The following is a 14,930-nucleotide window of genomic DNA, read 5'->3' as shown; positions in this document are numbered from 1 at the left end:
TTTCCCGTCAGTTCGTCAGTTCGCGGATGAAGATGCTGTCTGCACCGCTTCGCGCAACAATTCGACGAGACGTTCCGCTTCGTCGATGCGCGCCTGCTCGATTTTTATCTGATCTTCATTGCCCGACCGCTCCGCCCAGCGCTGCCGCTCTTTCGCGAAGATGACGCGCTCGTGCACTGCGCGCATGGCCGACCAGATCGCCGTCTCCGAACGCGCTTCGATGCCCTCCTCCAGCGACAGCCCGGTGAACGCGTGTCCGGTATGGCAGCGATAGCGCATCGGATGATCGTCCTTGATGCGCCACAGCGCGCCGCCGCAATCGGGACATGTCAGCGCCGACCGCTCGCCGACTTCGTCGAGCGAATCGATATCCGACAGGCGGCTGGCTGCGAGGCGAGCCTCTTTCTCGAACACGTTCTTGTTCATCTGCGCTCCCTCGGAAGCTTCGTCGGACGACATCCCGTGCACCGCCGCCTGAATGCACCGCGAGAGTTCGCGCTCGACACACAGCATGTCGGCGCCGCACGATTCGAGTGCGGCACGCGGCATGCTCGGCGCTTCGCAATCGTCCGGATTCTGCACGATGGCGAAACCGCGTTGGGCGCGGATGTTGGCGAGACCGGCGGCGCCATCGTCGAGATCGCCGCTCATCACGACGCCGACGACACGCGCCCCGTATTCCATCGCGGCACTGCGAAACAGCGGATCGGCGGCGGGCCGCGAGAAGTTTTCCTTCGCACCCTCGCTGAGCCACACGCGCCCTTTCGACAACACGAGATGCCGGTCCGGCGGCGCTACACGGATGGTTCCATGTTCGACCTTTTCGCCATGCGTTGCATAACGCGCGATCAACCGTCCCCAACTCGTGAGCAGGTCCGGCAGCATGCTGGCGTGACGGCCGATATGCAGCACGACGAACACCGCAGCCGGAAGATCGGCGGGAAGCGCGCTAACGAGCGCCCTGAGTCCCTGAAAACCGCCTCTCGATGCACCGATCACCACGATGTCCCGTTCAGCCATAGCGCCTCCTGTCTGATCTAGGAAGCAATCGGCGGACCGGCGCCGGTGCTTCAGCCGCCGCGCTCCTTCTCGCGCCCCGGCTCGAGCAATACATCGAGTGTATGAAGCAGCTCCGAAAAATCAACCGGCTTGGTCAGATGCGCGTCGAAGCCCGCCTGACGCGCCGCGCGTTTATCCTCGTCGCGGCCGAACCCCGTCAGTGCGATCGCCTTCACATCCGCGAGCGTCGTGTCTGCGCGCACGCGCCTGATGAACGTGTAGCCGTCGATGCCGGGCAACTGGATATCCGATATCACCGCATCCACGGAACCCTTGCCGAGCAGTTCGAGACCCTGCTCGGCGCTCGATGCGATCTGCACCGACGCCTGCTCGAGCTCGAGCAGCGCGGCGAACGATGCGGTCGCTTCGACGTCGTTGTCGACGAGCAAAAGGCGCGCGCCGCTGACAGGCCGCGCGCGGTCCTCGCTGCGCGGCGGCACGGCCTGTTGCGTCGCGGCGGCGGGCAGCCAGACCGAGACCGTCGTGCCGCGGCCGAGGCCATCGGAACGCGCCTCGATGCGCCCGCCGTGCATGTCGACGAGCTGCTTCGCGAGTGCAAGGCCGATGCCGAGCCCGGACGATGTCGGATTGCGCCCGCCTTGCCGGTACATGTCGAAGATATGCGGCAGCGCGGACGCCTCGATGCCCTGCCCGGTATCCACGACATCGATACGCACCATGCCGCCGTCGCGCGCGATCCGCAGATCGACGGAACCGCCGCGATCCGTGAACTTCAGCGCATTGGAAACGAGGTTCCAGAGAATCTGCTCGCAACGCACAGAATCGGCGAATGCGTAGATCGGCTCCGCGCGATTGCTCGCGAGCAGCGCGATTCCACGTTGCACGGCTTCCGTTTCGGCGACATCCGCGATGCGCGCGAGTACGCCCGCGACATCCACCGGCGCGATGCTCAGCGCGAGCTTGCCGGTGCGAACGCGCGAAAGATCCAGCAGATCGTCGATGATCTGCGCCTGCCCGCGCACCGCGCGGCGGATCGAATCGGCGGTTTCCTGCACCACTTCGATACCGCGCGTTTCCGGCAGGCGCGGCAGGATTTCCGCCTTCATGCCGATGAGATTCAGCGGATGCTTGAGTTCGTGCGACAGCATCGCGATGAAGTCGTCCTTCAACTGGTTCGACAGCGACGCCTTCTCGCGCTCGGCGTGCTCGTGCGCGAGCGCTTCGCGGTTGGCGTCCTCGCGCATTTTGCGCTCGGTCAGATCGCGCGCGATCTTCGCGTAACCCGTGAACGACGGATCGGAGATCGGCGTCACCACGCCGCTGCAATACACGCGGCGTTCGTCGCGCGTGATGTGCCAGCGTTCGTCGTCGGCGCGTCCGTCGCGTTCCGCGAGTTCGCGCTCGTTCGCCGGCACGTTCGCCGCGCGGTCTTCGGGCGAGTAGATGAGCGAGATGTTCCTCCCGACGACTTCCTTCTCCGAGAAGCCGAAGATGCGCTCCGCGCCCGCGTTCCAGGTGACGATCGTGCCGTTCGGATCCTGCACGATGATCGCGTAGTCGGCGGTCGATTGCGCGACGAGCCGCAGACGCTCTTCGCCGATGCGCGCCGTCTCTTCGGCCACATGCCGCGCCGTGACGTCGATGAGCGTGAGCACCGCGCCGTCGATGCGGTCATCGGCCGTGCGGTACGGCAAGAGGCGCATCAGATACCATTTGCCGTCGTGGCTCTCGACTTCGCGCTCGATGAGCTTGAGCGTATCGAAAGCCTGCTTCACGTCGTCCGCGAGCGAGGAATAGCGCAGCGAATGCGTGATGTCGAAGAGCGAGCGGCCGATATCGACGTCGATCAGCTTGAACACGCGCGTCGCGCTCGTCGTAAAGCGCTTGACGCGAATCTGCTTGTCGACGAACACCGTGGCGATTTCCGTCGCCGCGATGATGTTCTGCAGGTCGTCGTTCGCCTTCGCCGTGTCCTCGACGCGCGCCTGCAATTCGGCGTTGACCGTGGTCAGTTCCTCGTTCACCGATTGCAGTTCTTCCTTGCTGCTTTCGAGCTCTTCGGTCGCCGAGCGCAGCTCTTCGTTGATCGCCTGCAATTCCTCGTTCGACGCCTTCAGTTCCTCGACGGTCGTCTCATGCTGCTCGATCGTCGTCGCGAGTTGCTCGCGCGTGTGCTGCAGTTCGCGTTCCAGTTGCAACAAGAGCGGATCCTGGCCGCGTTGCTCGGGCAGTCCTTCGTCGGCCATGTGCTCTTGCACCTCGTCGAACAATACGAGGAAAAAGTCGGCGTTCACGCCGGTGTCATGAAATGGACGCACCGTCATGTTGACCCAGACGGCGCGGCCGTCCTGAGTCAGCTTGACGCGCCGCGCCTCGACGCTGCCGCCCGTCTGATGCGCGCGAAAGAGCGTCGTGCGCAGGTCGAGCCGCAACTCGGGCAGCACGAGCGCCATGATGTTCGAGGACAATTCGCCGCCGCCGTGCCGCAGGAATCGCCCGGCCGTCGTGGACAGATGCACGATGTTCGAATCGCGATCGACAACGACGCTAGGCGGCGCATATTCTTCCAGCACGCGCTGATGCAGCGCCGCGAAGGAGAAGCTGCGGCGCTCCGGCGTTTCGGGCCCGGCGGCCATGCTCACCGGCGCGGCGGTCGTCATCAGCTCTTCGCGCGGCCCGATGTTCGTGGGGCCGAGCGAAGGAAACGAGACCGGCGGCTTCACGCGGTTCAGCACGGTGCGCGCGCGATAGATGCGGCTCTTCTTGTCCACGATGGTGAAAAGATCGTCGGCGGTATCCGCGGATTCGGCCGTGCCGAGAAAGAGATAACCGCCCGCCCGCAGCGCGAAGTGAAAGAGCTCGAGCACTTGCCGCTGCACCGCGCGATCGAGATAGATCAGCACGTTGCGGCAGGAGATCAGATCGAGATGCGAAAACGGCGGATCGCGCAGCAGGCTGTGCGCGGCGAACAGAATGCGCTCGCGCACCGATTTGACGATCTGGTAGCGTCCGCCTTCGTGCTTGAAATAGCGGCGCAGAAGCTCAGACGGGATATCGGTCGCGATCGAGCCGAGATAGGAGCCGCTGCGCGCCTGCGCGATGGCGGGCTCGTCGATATCGGTGGCGAAGATCTGATAGGTCGCCTCGAAACCGACGGTTTCGCGCGCCTGCGCGAGCATGATCGCGAGCGAATAGGCTTCCTCGCCGGTCGAGCAGCCGGGCACCCACACGCGTATCTGCGACTCGCCCTTGGTCGCGTCGAGCAACTGCGGCACGACATCGCGCCGCAGCGCGTCGAACGCCTCGCGATCGCGAAAGAACTGCGTCACGCCGATCAGCATGTCGGCGAGCAGCGACGTGGTCTCGTCCGGATTCGAGCGCAGATGATCGCGGTATGCGCCGATATCGCGCAGCCCGTTCACCTGCATGCGCCGCTCGATGCGCCGCAGGATGGTCGCGCGCTTGTAATGACGGAAATCGTGTCCGGTGCGAACGCGCAGCTGCATGAGGATATCGCCCAGCGCGCGCTCGGCGCTGCCCGCCGTGGGCGGCGTTTCCTTCTCGGCCGCTTCGTTGGCCTCGGCGATCGGCAGGTGGATTTTCTTGGCGTTGTTCCAGAGATCCAGCAGCTTCTCGGGCATCTCCGCCGCCGGCAGGATGAAATCGACCTGGCGCGTGGTGATCGCGTGTTGCGGCATTTCGGCGAAATGCGCGTCTTCCGGTTTCTGCGCGACGGTGATGCCGCCCATCTCCTTGATGCGCGAGAGTCCCGCCGCGCCATCGGAGCCCGAGCCGGACATCACGATGCCGATCGAACGCGTGCCGTGCGCCGAGGCGAGCGTGGCGAAAAAGTGGTCGATGGTCGTGGGCGCGCCGTTGGCCGCGCGATCCACCGCACGAAGATGACCCTCCGACATTTCCAGATGCTTGTCGGGCGCGTTGATATAGATATGATTCTTCTCGATGGCCGTGGTCGCGGAGACCTGCTTGACCGGCATGTCCGTCACGCGTTGCAGGACTTCATCGGCGCGGCTCAGGCGATCCGCCGGCAAATGCACGATGACCACGAACGCCATGTCCATTTCGGCCGGCGCATTATCGAAGAAATTGAGCAATGCTTCGATGCCGCCCGCGGACGCGCCCATGCCGACTACGGCGAAAGGCAAGGGTTCGAAGTTCTCGGATGCCGCCGCCTTCGATCGACTGCTGGTCATGTCTCCGAATCCTCCGGGTTCATCCCTTGTTTCCGATCACCGCGCATATTGTTTGAGTTCACTCGTGAGCCATGTCGTTGTAATGAAAACGCGGCGCGGGACGCGCGTCGCGCCTCTTGAGGCATCGATTGTAGTGTACGCAACGCGACCATTCGGCGCGCGGGTTTCAATTCGACGCGTTTGGCACGCGTCGTCAGACATGGAAGCATAAAACCGGCCGCTGCGTCAGGACACGCAGGGAGAGAAACGTCGCCCGGAGACGAACCGTGCGTCGCGCTACTTCGCGTCGTTGGCGGCGAGCGGTTCGGGTCCGTCCGGAGCCTCGATGACCGCGTGCACCGCGCGCTCTTGCGGCGGAGCGGCGTGCGCGATGCGCAAGCGCATGATGGTCTGCCGCGACGTGTTGAGCGAGCGGGCGATCTCGGTCACGGTGAGGCCGGCGTCGAGACCGAGCATCGCCTGACGTTGCTGCGCTTCAGAAAGCGAACTCGGGCGGCCCTGCGCGACGCCACGCTCCTTGGCGGCGCTTGCAGCCTCGCGCGCGCGGCTGCGGCGCGTGACGCGCTCGAGCTCTTCCGCGAGCCGCAGCGTCTCGACGAACGCGAGACCTTCCTTCGAGCACAGATCGCTCTTGCCGTACGCGAGACAGATCGTGGCGATGCCGCGCCGCTCCAGCAGGCCGATCGTCGCGACGACGTCCTGCACGCTGTTGCCGAGACACCAGAGTCTCGTCGTGATCATCGTGTCGCCCGCCTGCAGCCGTCGCAACGCGCGCTGGAACGCGGGGCGCGCAGCCGCGGCGATCGTGCAACTGCAGCGCTCGACGAAGACCGCGCTCATATCGACGAGAAAACCCGCGGAGTCTATCTCCAGCAAGTCGCGCTCGTGGGTCGGTACACCTCTGCTTTCCTCGAAAACGTATACGACGGTTGCCATCGGTTCGGCCTTTTTCCGGTGCAAAGATCGTGCGCGAGCCATAACGGACAGACGCACGGATGCCTGCAGTATGACAGTCCGAAACGCGCGTTCAAGGTACGAAACCCGTTATTTTCGGACTTTCGGACGCAGTCGAAGGAACGAGCGGGATCCCGCTCGACTTGTTTCGAAACGATGCGAACGATCGTTTCAGGCGACGGCTACCGAATGCCACAGACGGCGGTCCACCTCGTCCTTGCCCGCGACGAGCGCGAACGCACGGGCTTCCTCGACGGACGCGAAATGTCCAAGCACGCCCGTCGCGCGCTGGAGCCCTCCGGTGTCGGAGATGATCGTCATCGCGGCGTAGAGACCGCCGTCGAATGCGGCCATCGGCATGATGACGAAGCCGCGATAGGTGACTTGAGGCTGGTTCATGGCGTGCCCTCTCTCTTTTATCTAATGACCGTCCCTTGCTCTTTCGGGCAGTGTGAATGCCCGTAGGCTGTGCGCAGATTGTCCATCAGAAGAATGAGCCGACGATCAGGGGAAACCATAATCAAATATCGTACGAAAGTAATCCCTTTAGGCGGCACGACCGTACGTTCACAACTCCGGGCGCGCCAGGTCGGCCTTCACGAGCTCGTCGCCTCGGTCGAGCGCGGCGGCGACCGCGGCCGCCTTCGACGGAAACGGACCGATGCTGTCGGCGCCGTCGAATGGAAACAGCAGCTTGCCGTCGGTTTTGCGCACGACCTTGAGCGTGCCGAAAAAACCGCTTGCGCTGCTGCCCCGGTACGAGGCGTAAATTTGAAAGTCGTCCTCGCTGGTTCCGGGCGTAGGCGTCATCGTGCGCGTCGGATACAGGACCAGCTTAGGGCGTCGGCCGCTCGATTGATTCACTGGAATCACCGCTTCTCATGTCGATGATTCATTGTGGGACACCGCACATGCGCTCATCGTGTACTTAACGCATCCCTTCGCGCCGCTGTTGCAAAGGGGGTCGACGGCATGTCCATTGCTGCATGCCAAGACCCGAAAACCGGGCGACTTGCGCATAAACCGCGCGAAGTCCCAATGCCCGAGACCGATAACAAGAACGATGAAGGAAGCGCAAATGCGGGCCACCATCCTCTCTCACGAAGTACCGTCGGAAGTATCGTCCGTGGAGGTGCATCGGTTCAGCTTCAGGATCGACGACGAGCCGTCGCGACCCATGACCGAATTCATATCGCTGCGCACGGCGCGCGTGCTCGTGCAGCACTTCGAGGATGGCAACGCGTTCATCCGGATGCTGCGGGCGATCGTCGCCGCGCGTCGCGACGAATACGACGACCTGCTCGGACGCGTGTATACGGATCATCCCGGCTGAAAGGATCAGCGGTGCGCTTCGGTCGCCATTCTCAACGCGAGGCCGGCGAGCACGGTGCCCATCAGCCAGCGTTGGATCAGCAGCCATGCGGGCTTGCGCGCGAGAAAGAGCGCGATGGTTCCGGCGGTCATCGCGACGATCGAATTGACGGTGATGCTGAGGATGATCTGCACGACGCCGAGCACGAGCGACTGGCCGAGCACGCCGCCGTGCGAAAGATCGATGAACTGCGGCAACAGCGACAGATACAGCACCGCGATCTTCGGATTCAGCAGGTTGGTGACGAAGCCCATCGTGAAGAGCTTGCGCGGGCTGCCGATCGGCAGATCGCGCACCTGAAACGGCGAGCGTCCGCCGGGCTTCACGGCCTGCCACGCGAGATAGAGCAGATAGAGCGCGCCGCCGAAGCGCAACGCGTCATAGGCGAACGGGATTGCGATGAGGAGCGCGGTGATGCCGAACGCCGCGAATAGCATGTAGACCACGAAGCCGAGCGCGACGCCGCCGAGCGAGATGAGTCCTGCGCTGCGGCCCTGACAGATCGAGCGCGAGATCAGATAGACCATGTTCGGCCCTGGCGTGAGCGCCATGCCGAGCGCGACCAGGGCGAAAGCGAACAGTTGCGGCGTATGAGGCATCGACGGACTCCGGCGGAAATAATGTCGATGCATTCTCCCGCGCGGTTTTCCACGACGCCAGATACGGAACCGGCGTCGCCCGTCGATACACTTCGTGTTTAACGCATGCCGCCGCTTGCAATGAGACTTTCGCCGGTCATCCAGCGCGCGTCGTCGGATGCGAGGAACACCGCGATCGATGCGATATCGTCCGGCTGACCGAGACGTCCGAGCGGCGTTTGCGCGAGCGCGGCCTTGTCGAAGTCGGAATCGATGATGCCCGCGCTATGCGTGCCTTCGGTCACGACGACACCCGGATTGATCGAGTTCACGCGAATCTTGCGCGCGCCCAGCTCGCGTGCGAGCACGCCCGTGATCGCATCGACGGCGCCTTTGGTGCCGCTGTAGACCGCGCTCGTCGGCGGCGTGATACGCGTCACGACCGAACTCACGTTGATGATGCTCGCGCCTTCGCCGAGGTGTTTCGCGGCGGCTTGCGTCGTCAGCAGCGTGCCGAGGACGTTGATATTGAACTGTCTATGGAAGTGCTCTTCGGTGATCTCTTCGAGCGCGGCGAATTCATAGACGCCCGAGTTGTTCACGAGGATATCGAGGCGTCCGTAGGTCTCGATCGCCGCATTCACGATGCCCTGCGCATCGGCCGCTTTCGACACATCGCCGCCCACGGCGATCGCCTTGCCGTTCGATGCCGTGATCTCCGCGACGACTGCATCCGCGCCCGCCTTGCTGCTCGCATAATTGACGACGACCGACGCGCCTTCTGCCGCGAGCGCCTTTGCAATCCCGGCTCCGATACCTTTCGATGCGCCCGTGACGACCGCGACCTTGCCTGCGAGTTTGCTCATGATGGAATCCTTGAAGAGGTTATTTAATGCCCGGATGCGCCGTTGCGTTTTGCAAGAGCGGCGCGACAGGATGAAATGTAGCCATCTCCGCCAAGGCGATAAAGCAGCGTAGAGTGAAAAGACTTGAGGCCTCACGCGAATAATCGATCGGAGACGGCGCATGAATACGACTATGCCTCGCACGGACGTTCAGTTCGCCGGTCAGATTCCCGAGCTTTACGAGCGGCTTCTCGTGCCGATGCTCTTTGCGCCCTACGCCGAAGATCTTGCAGCGCGCGCGGCGGCGCTCGCTCCATCGCGCGTGCTGGAAACGGCAGCGGGCACCGGCGCCGTCACGCGCGCGATGGCGCTTGCATTGCCCGCTCATGTCGATATCGTCGCGACCGATTTGAATCAGGCGATGCTCGATCGCGCCGCGACGACGCCCATCGGACGCACCATGACATGGCGGCAGGCGAACGCGTTGCAGTTGCCTTTCGACGATGCAAGCTTCGATATCGTCGTCTGTCAGTTCGGCGCGATGTTCTTTCCCGACAAGCCCGCGGCTTTCGCAGAAGCGCGTCGCGTGCTGCGGCCGGGCGGCGCGCTGCTCTTTAACATATGGGATCGCATCGAAGAGAACGCGTTTGCCAATACGATCACCGATGCACTCGGCCATCTCTTTCCCGATGATCCGCCGCTTTTCATGAAGCGCACGCCGCACGGCTACTTCGATCGCGGATTGATTTCGCGCGATCTCGCATCGGCGGGCTTCGACGCGATGCCGCGTTTCGAAACCGTCACGCGACGCAGCCGCGCATCGTCGGCGCAAGAGGTCGCGCTCGCCTATTGCCAGGGCACACCGTTGCGCAACGAGATCGAATCGCGTGCGGGCGCGAGTCTGGACGAAGCGACATCGATATGCGCGCAAGCCATCGCCGCGCGCTTCGGCTCCGACTATCCCGACGGGAAGATTCAGGCGCACGTCATCGAAATCCGGCGCTAACCGAGCACGCGTCCGAGCCATGCAATCAACGCATCCGGCGAGCAACGCGCGCTTCTATAACCGATATGTCCGTCCGGCCGCACGACCCACGCCATGCCGTTCTTCGCGCCGAAGGCATCGGCGAATTCGCGCGCTTCGTCGCTCAACGTCCGATACGCTTCACACGCAGGCACGAACGACGCCGCCTTCGCAACGTCCGGCGACACGATCAGCACCGCGCTCGCCGCCGTGCCGAGTGCGGCGCGCCATGCTTCGACCGTTGCAGCGAACGCGGCGACGCGTGCGCCATCGGCATCGTCATCGATATAGCCGATGAGCGTGTGACGTCCGCGTCCGAGATGATCGTGCAAGCGCTGCGCATGACCGATGAACGCCTCCACGAGACCGCCGGCTTGCGGTGCACGATCGCCGGGCGCGGGCAATGCGGGCGTCAACTCGATGGTTTCGTCTGCAACTATCGAGCTGCTGCCGCGATAACTCACCAGCAATTGCGTCTCGCGCATCGCGGGCTTGATCTCGCCGTGCGCGAGAACCGTGTTCAGCGCGCGGCTCGTCGATTCGACGACATCGAGCCCGACTGGCCGCCGCTCCGCTTCGTAACTGTCGAGCAGCGTCTGACTCGCGAGACCGCGCGACGCGAGCGTGAGTTTCCACGCGAGATTGTGGACGTCCTGCAAGCCCGTGTTCATGCCCTGCCCGCCGACGGGCGGATGAATATGCGCCGCATCGCCTGCGAGAAACACGCGGCCGCGCGAATACTGCTGCGCGATCCGGTAACTCACGCGATACACCGACGACCAGCGCATCGACGAAAGCCGCGTGCCCTTCGGCAGGACCGGCAGCATGATGCGCTCGATCTCGTCGAAAGCGGGCGTGGCGTTCGGCGCGTGTCTGGCGGCATCGTCGGGAAGCAGGACCATCGACAGACGATAGCGACGCACCGAACCGCGCACCGGCAACGCGGCGAGCGTCGTCGATGCGGCCCTGTCCTCACCCGACACATTGAAGCGATACATCCTTCCGCGCGGCAGATTCCAGTCGACATCGACATCGGCGAGCATGAAGGTCTGCGGATACTGATCTCCTTCGAACGCGACGTTCAGATGACGACGCACCGTGCTGCGCGCGCCGTCGCAGCCGACGAGCCAGCGGCATCGAACCGTGCGGCTCTCGCCACATGCGTCCTGTACGCATGCGTCGATGGCATCGGCCGATTCGCTGAAATCGATGAGCGTCGCCCCGTATTCGACGTGCCCGCCGTTGCGCGCGAGCGCCGCTTCGAGAATGCGTTCCGTCTCGAACTGCGCGAGCGAGAGCGCGCCGTACGGCAGCCCGGCGCGCGGCACTTCGGCGCTGAACGCGGGCGCGCCGTCCTGATACGTGTCGGCGCCGGTCAGCCACACGCCCGCATCGATCGCGTCGCGCGCGATGCCGATATCCTCGAAAATCTCAAGCGTGCGCGCCGTGACGCCCAGCGCCTTCACGAAAAACGCGCGCTCGTCGTGTGCATCGATGATGCGCACGTTCACGCCATCGCGGCGCAGTTCGGCAGCCAGCATGAGGCCGACGGGCCCCGCACCGGCGATCAGCACATCGGTCGAATCGAACATGATGCGTGTTTCTCCTGAGGAAACCGGCGAATGTCATCGACTGCCGTCAGGGAGAATAACCGCTGGATGCGCGCTCGTGGCGATGTGCATCAACCGGCGAGCGGCCCGAGACGCATGCCGATCGCGCAGCCCGCCGCGATCACGAGAAGCACGGTCGCGGCGATCGTCGCGTAGAGGAAATCGCGTTGCCGCGCGAACATGGCGAGCATCAGCACGACGCGCAGCACCGGCAGCAAGATGAAGAGCGCGACGCCCGCCGTCAGAAGTTTCGTGCCGGCGAAGAGACCCGCGCCGATCAGCGCGCACGCGGCCCATGTGCCGCACTGTAGAAAACCGGCGAGCAGGCGATCGAGCGTTTTCGGCGTGAGGTCCTTCATCGCAGCAGATCGATACCGATGCCTTGCATGAACATCTGACAGGCGACGAGCAGCAGCATCGACAGAAACAGCAGGCGCAGGCGCTCGCCGCGCACTTTCATCAGCACGCGCGCGCCCGCGATCGCGCCGATCACCGAGCCGAGCGCGACCGGTCCCGCGATCGCGCTCACGATCTCCCCGCGCAGAAAATACGCGCTCGCGCTCGCGGCGGCCGTGACGCCGATCATGAAGTTCGACGTCGCCGTCGATACCTTGATCGGCAGACGCAATGCGTTGTCCATCGCCGGAATCTTCAGGATGCCGCTGCCGATGCCGAGCAGCGCGGAAACGAGTCCTGCCGCGTACATCAACGTGAGGCCGACGGGCACGCGGCGCACTTCGTAAGGGATGTCGCGACGCAAGGTTCTGTCGGGATAGCTGGAATGAAGGCCGAGCGCGGCGGCGAGTCCGTTCGATGGAATCGGCCTCGACGTGCCCGCCGGATCTTCGCGGCGGATGAACATCTGCCACGCCGACACCAGCAGCACGCCCGCGAAGAGGAAATCGAGCGCGGCCACCGGTACGACGCCCGCGACGAACACGCCCGTCAGCGCGCCGAGCGTCGTGCCGGTTTCGAGTACGACGGCGAGCCGCACGTTCGTCAGACCGCCGCGCAGAAACGCGGCTGCGCCGCCGCAGGAACACGCGATCACCGACACGATGCTCGTGCCGATGGCGGCGTGCATGTCGATATGGAAGAACATCGTCAGGATGGGCACGATGAACAGGCCGCTCGCCATGCCCAGCATGCCGCCCGCCGCGCTCGCGCCAAGGCCCGTGCAAAAGAGCCAGAATGTGGCTTCGAAGCTCATCGTCAAAGCATCGGTGAGGTATCGCCAAGAAGTCAATATAACATGTTATGACGAGTGGCAAAGGCCGACGATGCATGGTCTCGCGCTATGATTGCCCATTGCACGACGACAACGACAGCCAACATGGCCCGACGAAGCAAACAGGAAGACATTCAGGCGGAGACTCTCGACACGACAGATGAGGACGCGTCATCTGGCGGCGGTTCCAGCTATCTCGTGCCGGGCCTCGAACGCGGCTTGCGCATCCTCGCCGAATTCTCGGCGCGCGAGCCGGTGCTGGCCGCGCCGGAGCTCTCGCGGCGCATCGGCATTCCGCGCACGACGACGTTCCGTCTGCTGCAAACGCTCGAAGCGCTGGGCTTTCTCGAACGCGTGAACGGCGATCGTAGTTTCCGGCTCGGCGTCGCCGTGCTGCGGCTTGGGTTTGAGTACGTCAACTCGCTGGAGCTGACCGATTTCGGCACGCCGATTCTCGAACGTCTGCGCGATGCGACCGGACTTTCGACGCATCTGCTGATCCGCGATCAGCGCGATGTCGTGTTCGTCGCGAAAGCGCAGAGTCATGAGCCGCTGTTCAGCTCGGTGAAGGTGCATGTCGGTACGCGTCTTCCTGCTCATGCGACCGTGCATGGTCATGTGCTGATGGGCGATTTGTCGATGGCCGCGCTGAAGGCGCTTTATCCCGAGGCTCAACTGGAGAAGTATACGGAGCGGACGCCCGCGACTATCGAGGAGCTTTACGAACGCGTGGAAGAATGTGCTTCGCTCGGGTATGGGCTCAGTGAAGCATCGTTCGAGCGGGGGATTTCGGTCGTTACTGCGCCCGTGCGGGATCATTCCGGCGCGATCGTCGCGGCGGTGGCGGCGACCGTGCCGCGGTCGGATATCGGCGCCGATGATGAGAAAGCGCGGCTTGTCGCGAAGGTATGTGGCGCTGCGGTCGAGCTTTCCATGCGGCTGAATTATCGGCCTTCTGAGGGGGATCGTACTGTGGGGCGCGCTGCGAGTGCTTGAGGTTTTCTCTCGCCGGATCCCGTTTTCTTTTTGGTCTATTAGCACTGCCCCTGTGCGGGGCGGCGGTCACTTTCTTTGCTGCAAAGAAAGTAAGTTTTCTTGTCTACGAGTTTAATATTAGAAGAATTTCTCGACCGTCGAATACCGCGAGCGTGCACATTGGTAGACACTAGGAGTGTCGAGCAAAAACGCCGCATCGACGCTTTCGCGCATTCCGCCAAGTTCGGTCCTGAGACAAGCCGCACTTGTTACGTCGCGCATTTCATAAAGACTGTCTTCATGGTTGCGCATCGTGTCGACGGTTCTTTTAAGCGTGCGAAATAGCAGTCGCATGGCAGCGATACGTGGATCGAGTGTAGAAGGCTCGGAATACGCTGAGGAAGGTTGTCGCCGTGAGGATGCGTGTGAGACTGCCGATTGTTTTTGATGTAGCACCGGTCAAGCTCCTCTTTTGGACAAACCCGGAGCCGCCCCCTTTCTCTCAGTTGGGGGCGGGCGGGAACAATGACAGGGTTGGAAGACCGGGACGCTACACCATTGCCAGCAACCCTCGCGGGTTCCCTGCCACGTCCCGCTCTTAGGCCCGACAAAGCATCGAGCGCCGTTGGTCAGATGGCGCACGTGGTCTAGCTGCGCTTCATGTCGAAAGAGCGCGACGAACGTCAGCCGGCATTGCGCGGGCTCACGGGTGCAGAGTGTCTTCAAAACCGCTGAGTCCTGGCCAGCGCTACCACACGCCAGCGAGGTAACTATGCGTCGCACCCGGGCGAAATCATTTTAAGAGAAATCCGATTTTGTATTGCTGCTTCTTGGCAGTGTCTTTGGCCTAAGGGTTTTTTTTGCTTCCTCTCGAAATAATTCCCGCCTACGTTTCGCCAGTCGTGCGCTGAATCCGTATGCGCCCGATTAGATAGGAATGTTTATCAGGCCATGGCCTGGCAGCATCTCGATGCAGGGAATCTGAATGGAAGCACAAACAAAGCGATCCAGCGCCCTCGCGCGCTGGATCACGGGCAGGCAGAACTACTATCTCAAGGTGCGAGGCGCACCGCCGAGCGATGGCCTCTCGATCATCTCCGTCAAGGCGAT

General features: G+C 63.2%; 13 protein-coding genes. 3 read left to right on the top strand and 10 right to left on the bottom strand.

The window, feature by feature from the left end; all coding sequences use genetic code 11:
* Positions 1-15 precede the first annotated feature (15 nt).
* The 5 genes from QCE49_RS14340 to QCE49_RS14320 form a co-directional block, all read right to left on the bottom strand.
* Positions 16-1,020: a chemotaxis protein CheB gene (locus QCE49_RS14340; RefSeq protein ID WP_175981941.1), complete on the bottom strand. Its 1,005-nt coding sequence runs from the start codon at positions 1,018-1,020 to the stop codon at positions 16-18.
* A 50-nt stretch (positions 1,021-1,070) separates the two neighbouring features.
* Positions 1,071-5,234, bottom strand: coding sequence for a CheR family methyltransferase (locus QCE49_RS14335; protein ID WP_250459971.1), 4,164 nt, complete (start codon positions 5,232-5,234; stop codon positions 1,071-1,073).
* A gap of 276 nt (positions 5,235-5,510) precedes the next feature.
* A complete protein-coding gene (locus tag QCE49_RS14330) occupies positions 5,511-6,170 on the bottom strand; it encodes a recombinase family protein (RefSeq protein ID WP_250459973.1) in 660 nt (219 codons plus the stop codon).
* A gap of 189 nt (positions 6,171-6,359) precedes the next feature.
* A complete protein-coding gene (locus QCE49_RS14325) occupies positions 6,360-6,587 on the bottom strand; it encodes a hypothetical protein (RefSeq protein WP_250459975.1) in 228 nt (75 codons plus the stop codon).
* A gap of 168 nt (positions 6,588-6,755) precedes the next feature.
* Entirely contained in the window at positions 6,756-6,998 is a 243-nt protein-coding gene (locus QCE49_RS14320) for a DUF6723 family protein (RefSeq protein ID WP_033536913.1), read from the bottom strand.
* Between the two features lie 268 nt (positions 6,999-7,266).
* On the opposite strand from QCE49_RS14320, the gene QCE49_RS14315 reads away from it, so the two are divergent.
* Entirely contained in the window at positions 7,267-7,521 is a 255-nt protein-coding gene (locus tag QCE49_RS14315; protein WP_144403779.1) for a hypothetical protein, read from the top strand.
* Between the two features lie 5 nt (positions 7,522-7,526).
* Here the strand turns inward: QCE49_RS14315 and QCE49_RS14310 are convergent, their stop codons facing one another.
* Together QCE49_RS14310 and QCE49_RS14305 are read right to left on the bottom strand one after the other, a co-directional pair.
* On the bottom strand, positions 7,527-8,159 hold the full coding sequence (locus QCE49_RS14310) for a LysE family translocator (protein WP_250459978.1): 633 nt from the start codon (positions 8,157-8,159) through the stop codon (positions 7,527-7,529).
* A 98-nt stretch (positions 8,160-8,257) separates the two neighbouring features.
* Positions 8,258-9,004 (bottom strand): glucose 1-dehydrogenase, encoded by a 747-nt coding sequence (locus QCE49_RS14305; RefSeq protein ID WP_008345970.1) that lies wholly within the window; start codon positions 9,002-9,004, stop codon positions 8,258-8,260.
* A 160-nt stretch (positions 9,005-9,164) separates the two neighbouring features.
* Between QCE49_RS14305 and QCE49_RS14300 the strand changes: the two genes are divergently transcribed.
* Complete coding sequence (locus QCE49_RS14300; protein ID WP_250459980.1) at positions 9,165-9,989, top strand: class I SAM-dependent methyltransferase; 825 nt, start codon at positions 9,165-9,167, stop codon at positions 9,987-9,989.
* Here the strand turns inward: QCE49_RS14300 and QCE49_RS14295 are convergent.
* From QCE49_RS14295 to QCE49_RS14285, 3 genes are all read right to left on the bottom strand, one after another.
* Complete coding sequence (locus tag QCE49_RS14295) at positions 9,986-11,599, bottom strand: FAD-dependent monooxygenase (RefSeq protein WP_250459983.1); 1,614 nt, start codon at positions 11,597-11,599, stop codon at positions 9,986-9,988. The genes QCE49_RS14300 and QCE49_RS14295 overlap by 4 nt on opposite strands.
* 89 nt (positions 11,600-11,688) lie before the next feature.
* The gene (locus QCE49_RS14290; protein WP_175981952.1) at positions 11,689-11,976 is read right to left on the bottom strand and encodes a DUF1634 domain-containing protein; all 288 of its coding nucleotides are present in this window, start codon (positions 11,974-11,976) and stop codon (positions 11,689-11,691) included.
* Positions 11,973-12,827, bottom strand: coding sequence for a sulfite exporter TauE/SafE family protein (locus QCE49_RS14285; protein WP_250441587.1), 855 nt, complete (start codon positions 12,825-12,827; stop codon positions 11,973-11,975). Before QCE49_RS14285 ends, QCE49_RS14290 begins: the two co-directional genes overlap by 4 nt.
* Positions 12,828-12,950: 123 nt before the next feature.
* Here QCE49_RS14285 and QCE49_RS14280 point away from each other — a divergent pair, with 123 nt between their 5' ends.
* Complete coding sequence (locus tag QCE49_RS14280; RefSeq protein ID WP_008345979.1) at positions 12,951-13,841, top strand: IclR family transcriptional regulator; 891 nt, start codon at positions 12,951-12,953, stop codon at positions 13,839-13,841.
* Positions 13,842-14,930 lie beyond the last annotated feature (1,089 nt).

It is taken from the genome of Caballeronia sp. LZ008 (assembly GCF_031451435.1).
Lineage (GTDB): Bacteria > Pseudomonadota > Gammaproteobacteria > Burkholderiales > Burkholderiaceae > Caballeronia > Caballeronia zhejiangensis.
This window is presented reverse-complemented; position numbering and strand designations above follow the sequence as displayed.

Bases quoted from the DNA above. Each gene is read 5' to 3' on its own strand.
- QCE49_RS14340 (WP_175981941.1), bottom strand. From the start codon at position 1,020: ATGGCTGAACGGGACATCGTGGTGATCGGTGCATCGAGAGGCGGTTTT.
- QCE49_RS14335 (WP_250459971.1), bottom strand. From the start codon at position 5,234: ATGACCAGCAGTCGATCGAAGGCGGCGGCATCCGAGAACTTCGAACCC.
- QCE49_RS14330 (WP_250459973.1), bottom strand. From the start codon at position 6,170: ATGGCAACCGTCGTATACGTTTTCGAGGAAAGCAGAGGTGTACCGACC.
- QCE49_RS14325 (WP_250459975.1), bottom strand. From the start codon at position 6,587: ATGAACCAGCCTCAAGTCACCTATCGCGGCTTCGTCATCATGCCGATG.
- QCE49_RS14320 (WP_033536913.1), bottom strand. From the start codon at position 6,998: ATGACGCCTACGCCCGGAACCAGCGAGGACGACTTTCAAATTTACGCC.
- QCE49_RS14315 (WP_144403779.1), top strand. From the start codon at position 7,267: ATGCGGGCCACCATCCTCTCTCACGAAGTACCGTCGGAAGTATCGTCC.
- QCE49_RS14310 (WP_250459978.1), bottom strand. From the start codon at position 8,159: ATGCCTCATACGCCGCAACTGTTCGCTTTCGCCCTGGTCGCGCTCGGC.
- QCE49_RS14305 (WP_008345970.1), bottom strand. From the start codon at position 9,004: ATGAGCAAACTCGCAGGCAAGGTCGCGGTCGTCACGGGCGCATCGAAA.
- QCE49_RS14300 (WP_250459980.1), top strand. From the start codon at position 9,165: ATGAATACGACTATGCCTCGCACGGACGTTCAGTTCGCCGGTCAGATT.
- QCE49_RS14295 (WP_250459983.1), bottom strand. From the start codon at position 11,599: ATGTTCGATTCGACCGATGTGCTGATCGCCGGTGCGGGGCCCGTCGGC.
- QCE49_RS14290 (WP_175981952.1), bottom strand. From the start codon at position 11,976: ATGAAGGACCTCACGCCGAAAACGCTCGATCGCCTGCTCGCCGGTTTT.
- QCE49_RS14285 (WP_250441587.1), bottom strand. From the start codon at position 12,827: ATGAGCTTCGAAGCCACATTCTGGCTCTTTTGCACGGGCCTTGGCGCG.
- QCE49_RS14280 (WP_008345979.1), top strand. From the start codon at position 12,951: ATGGCCCGACGAAGCAAACAGGAAGACATTCAGGCGGAGACTCTCGAC.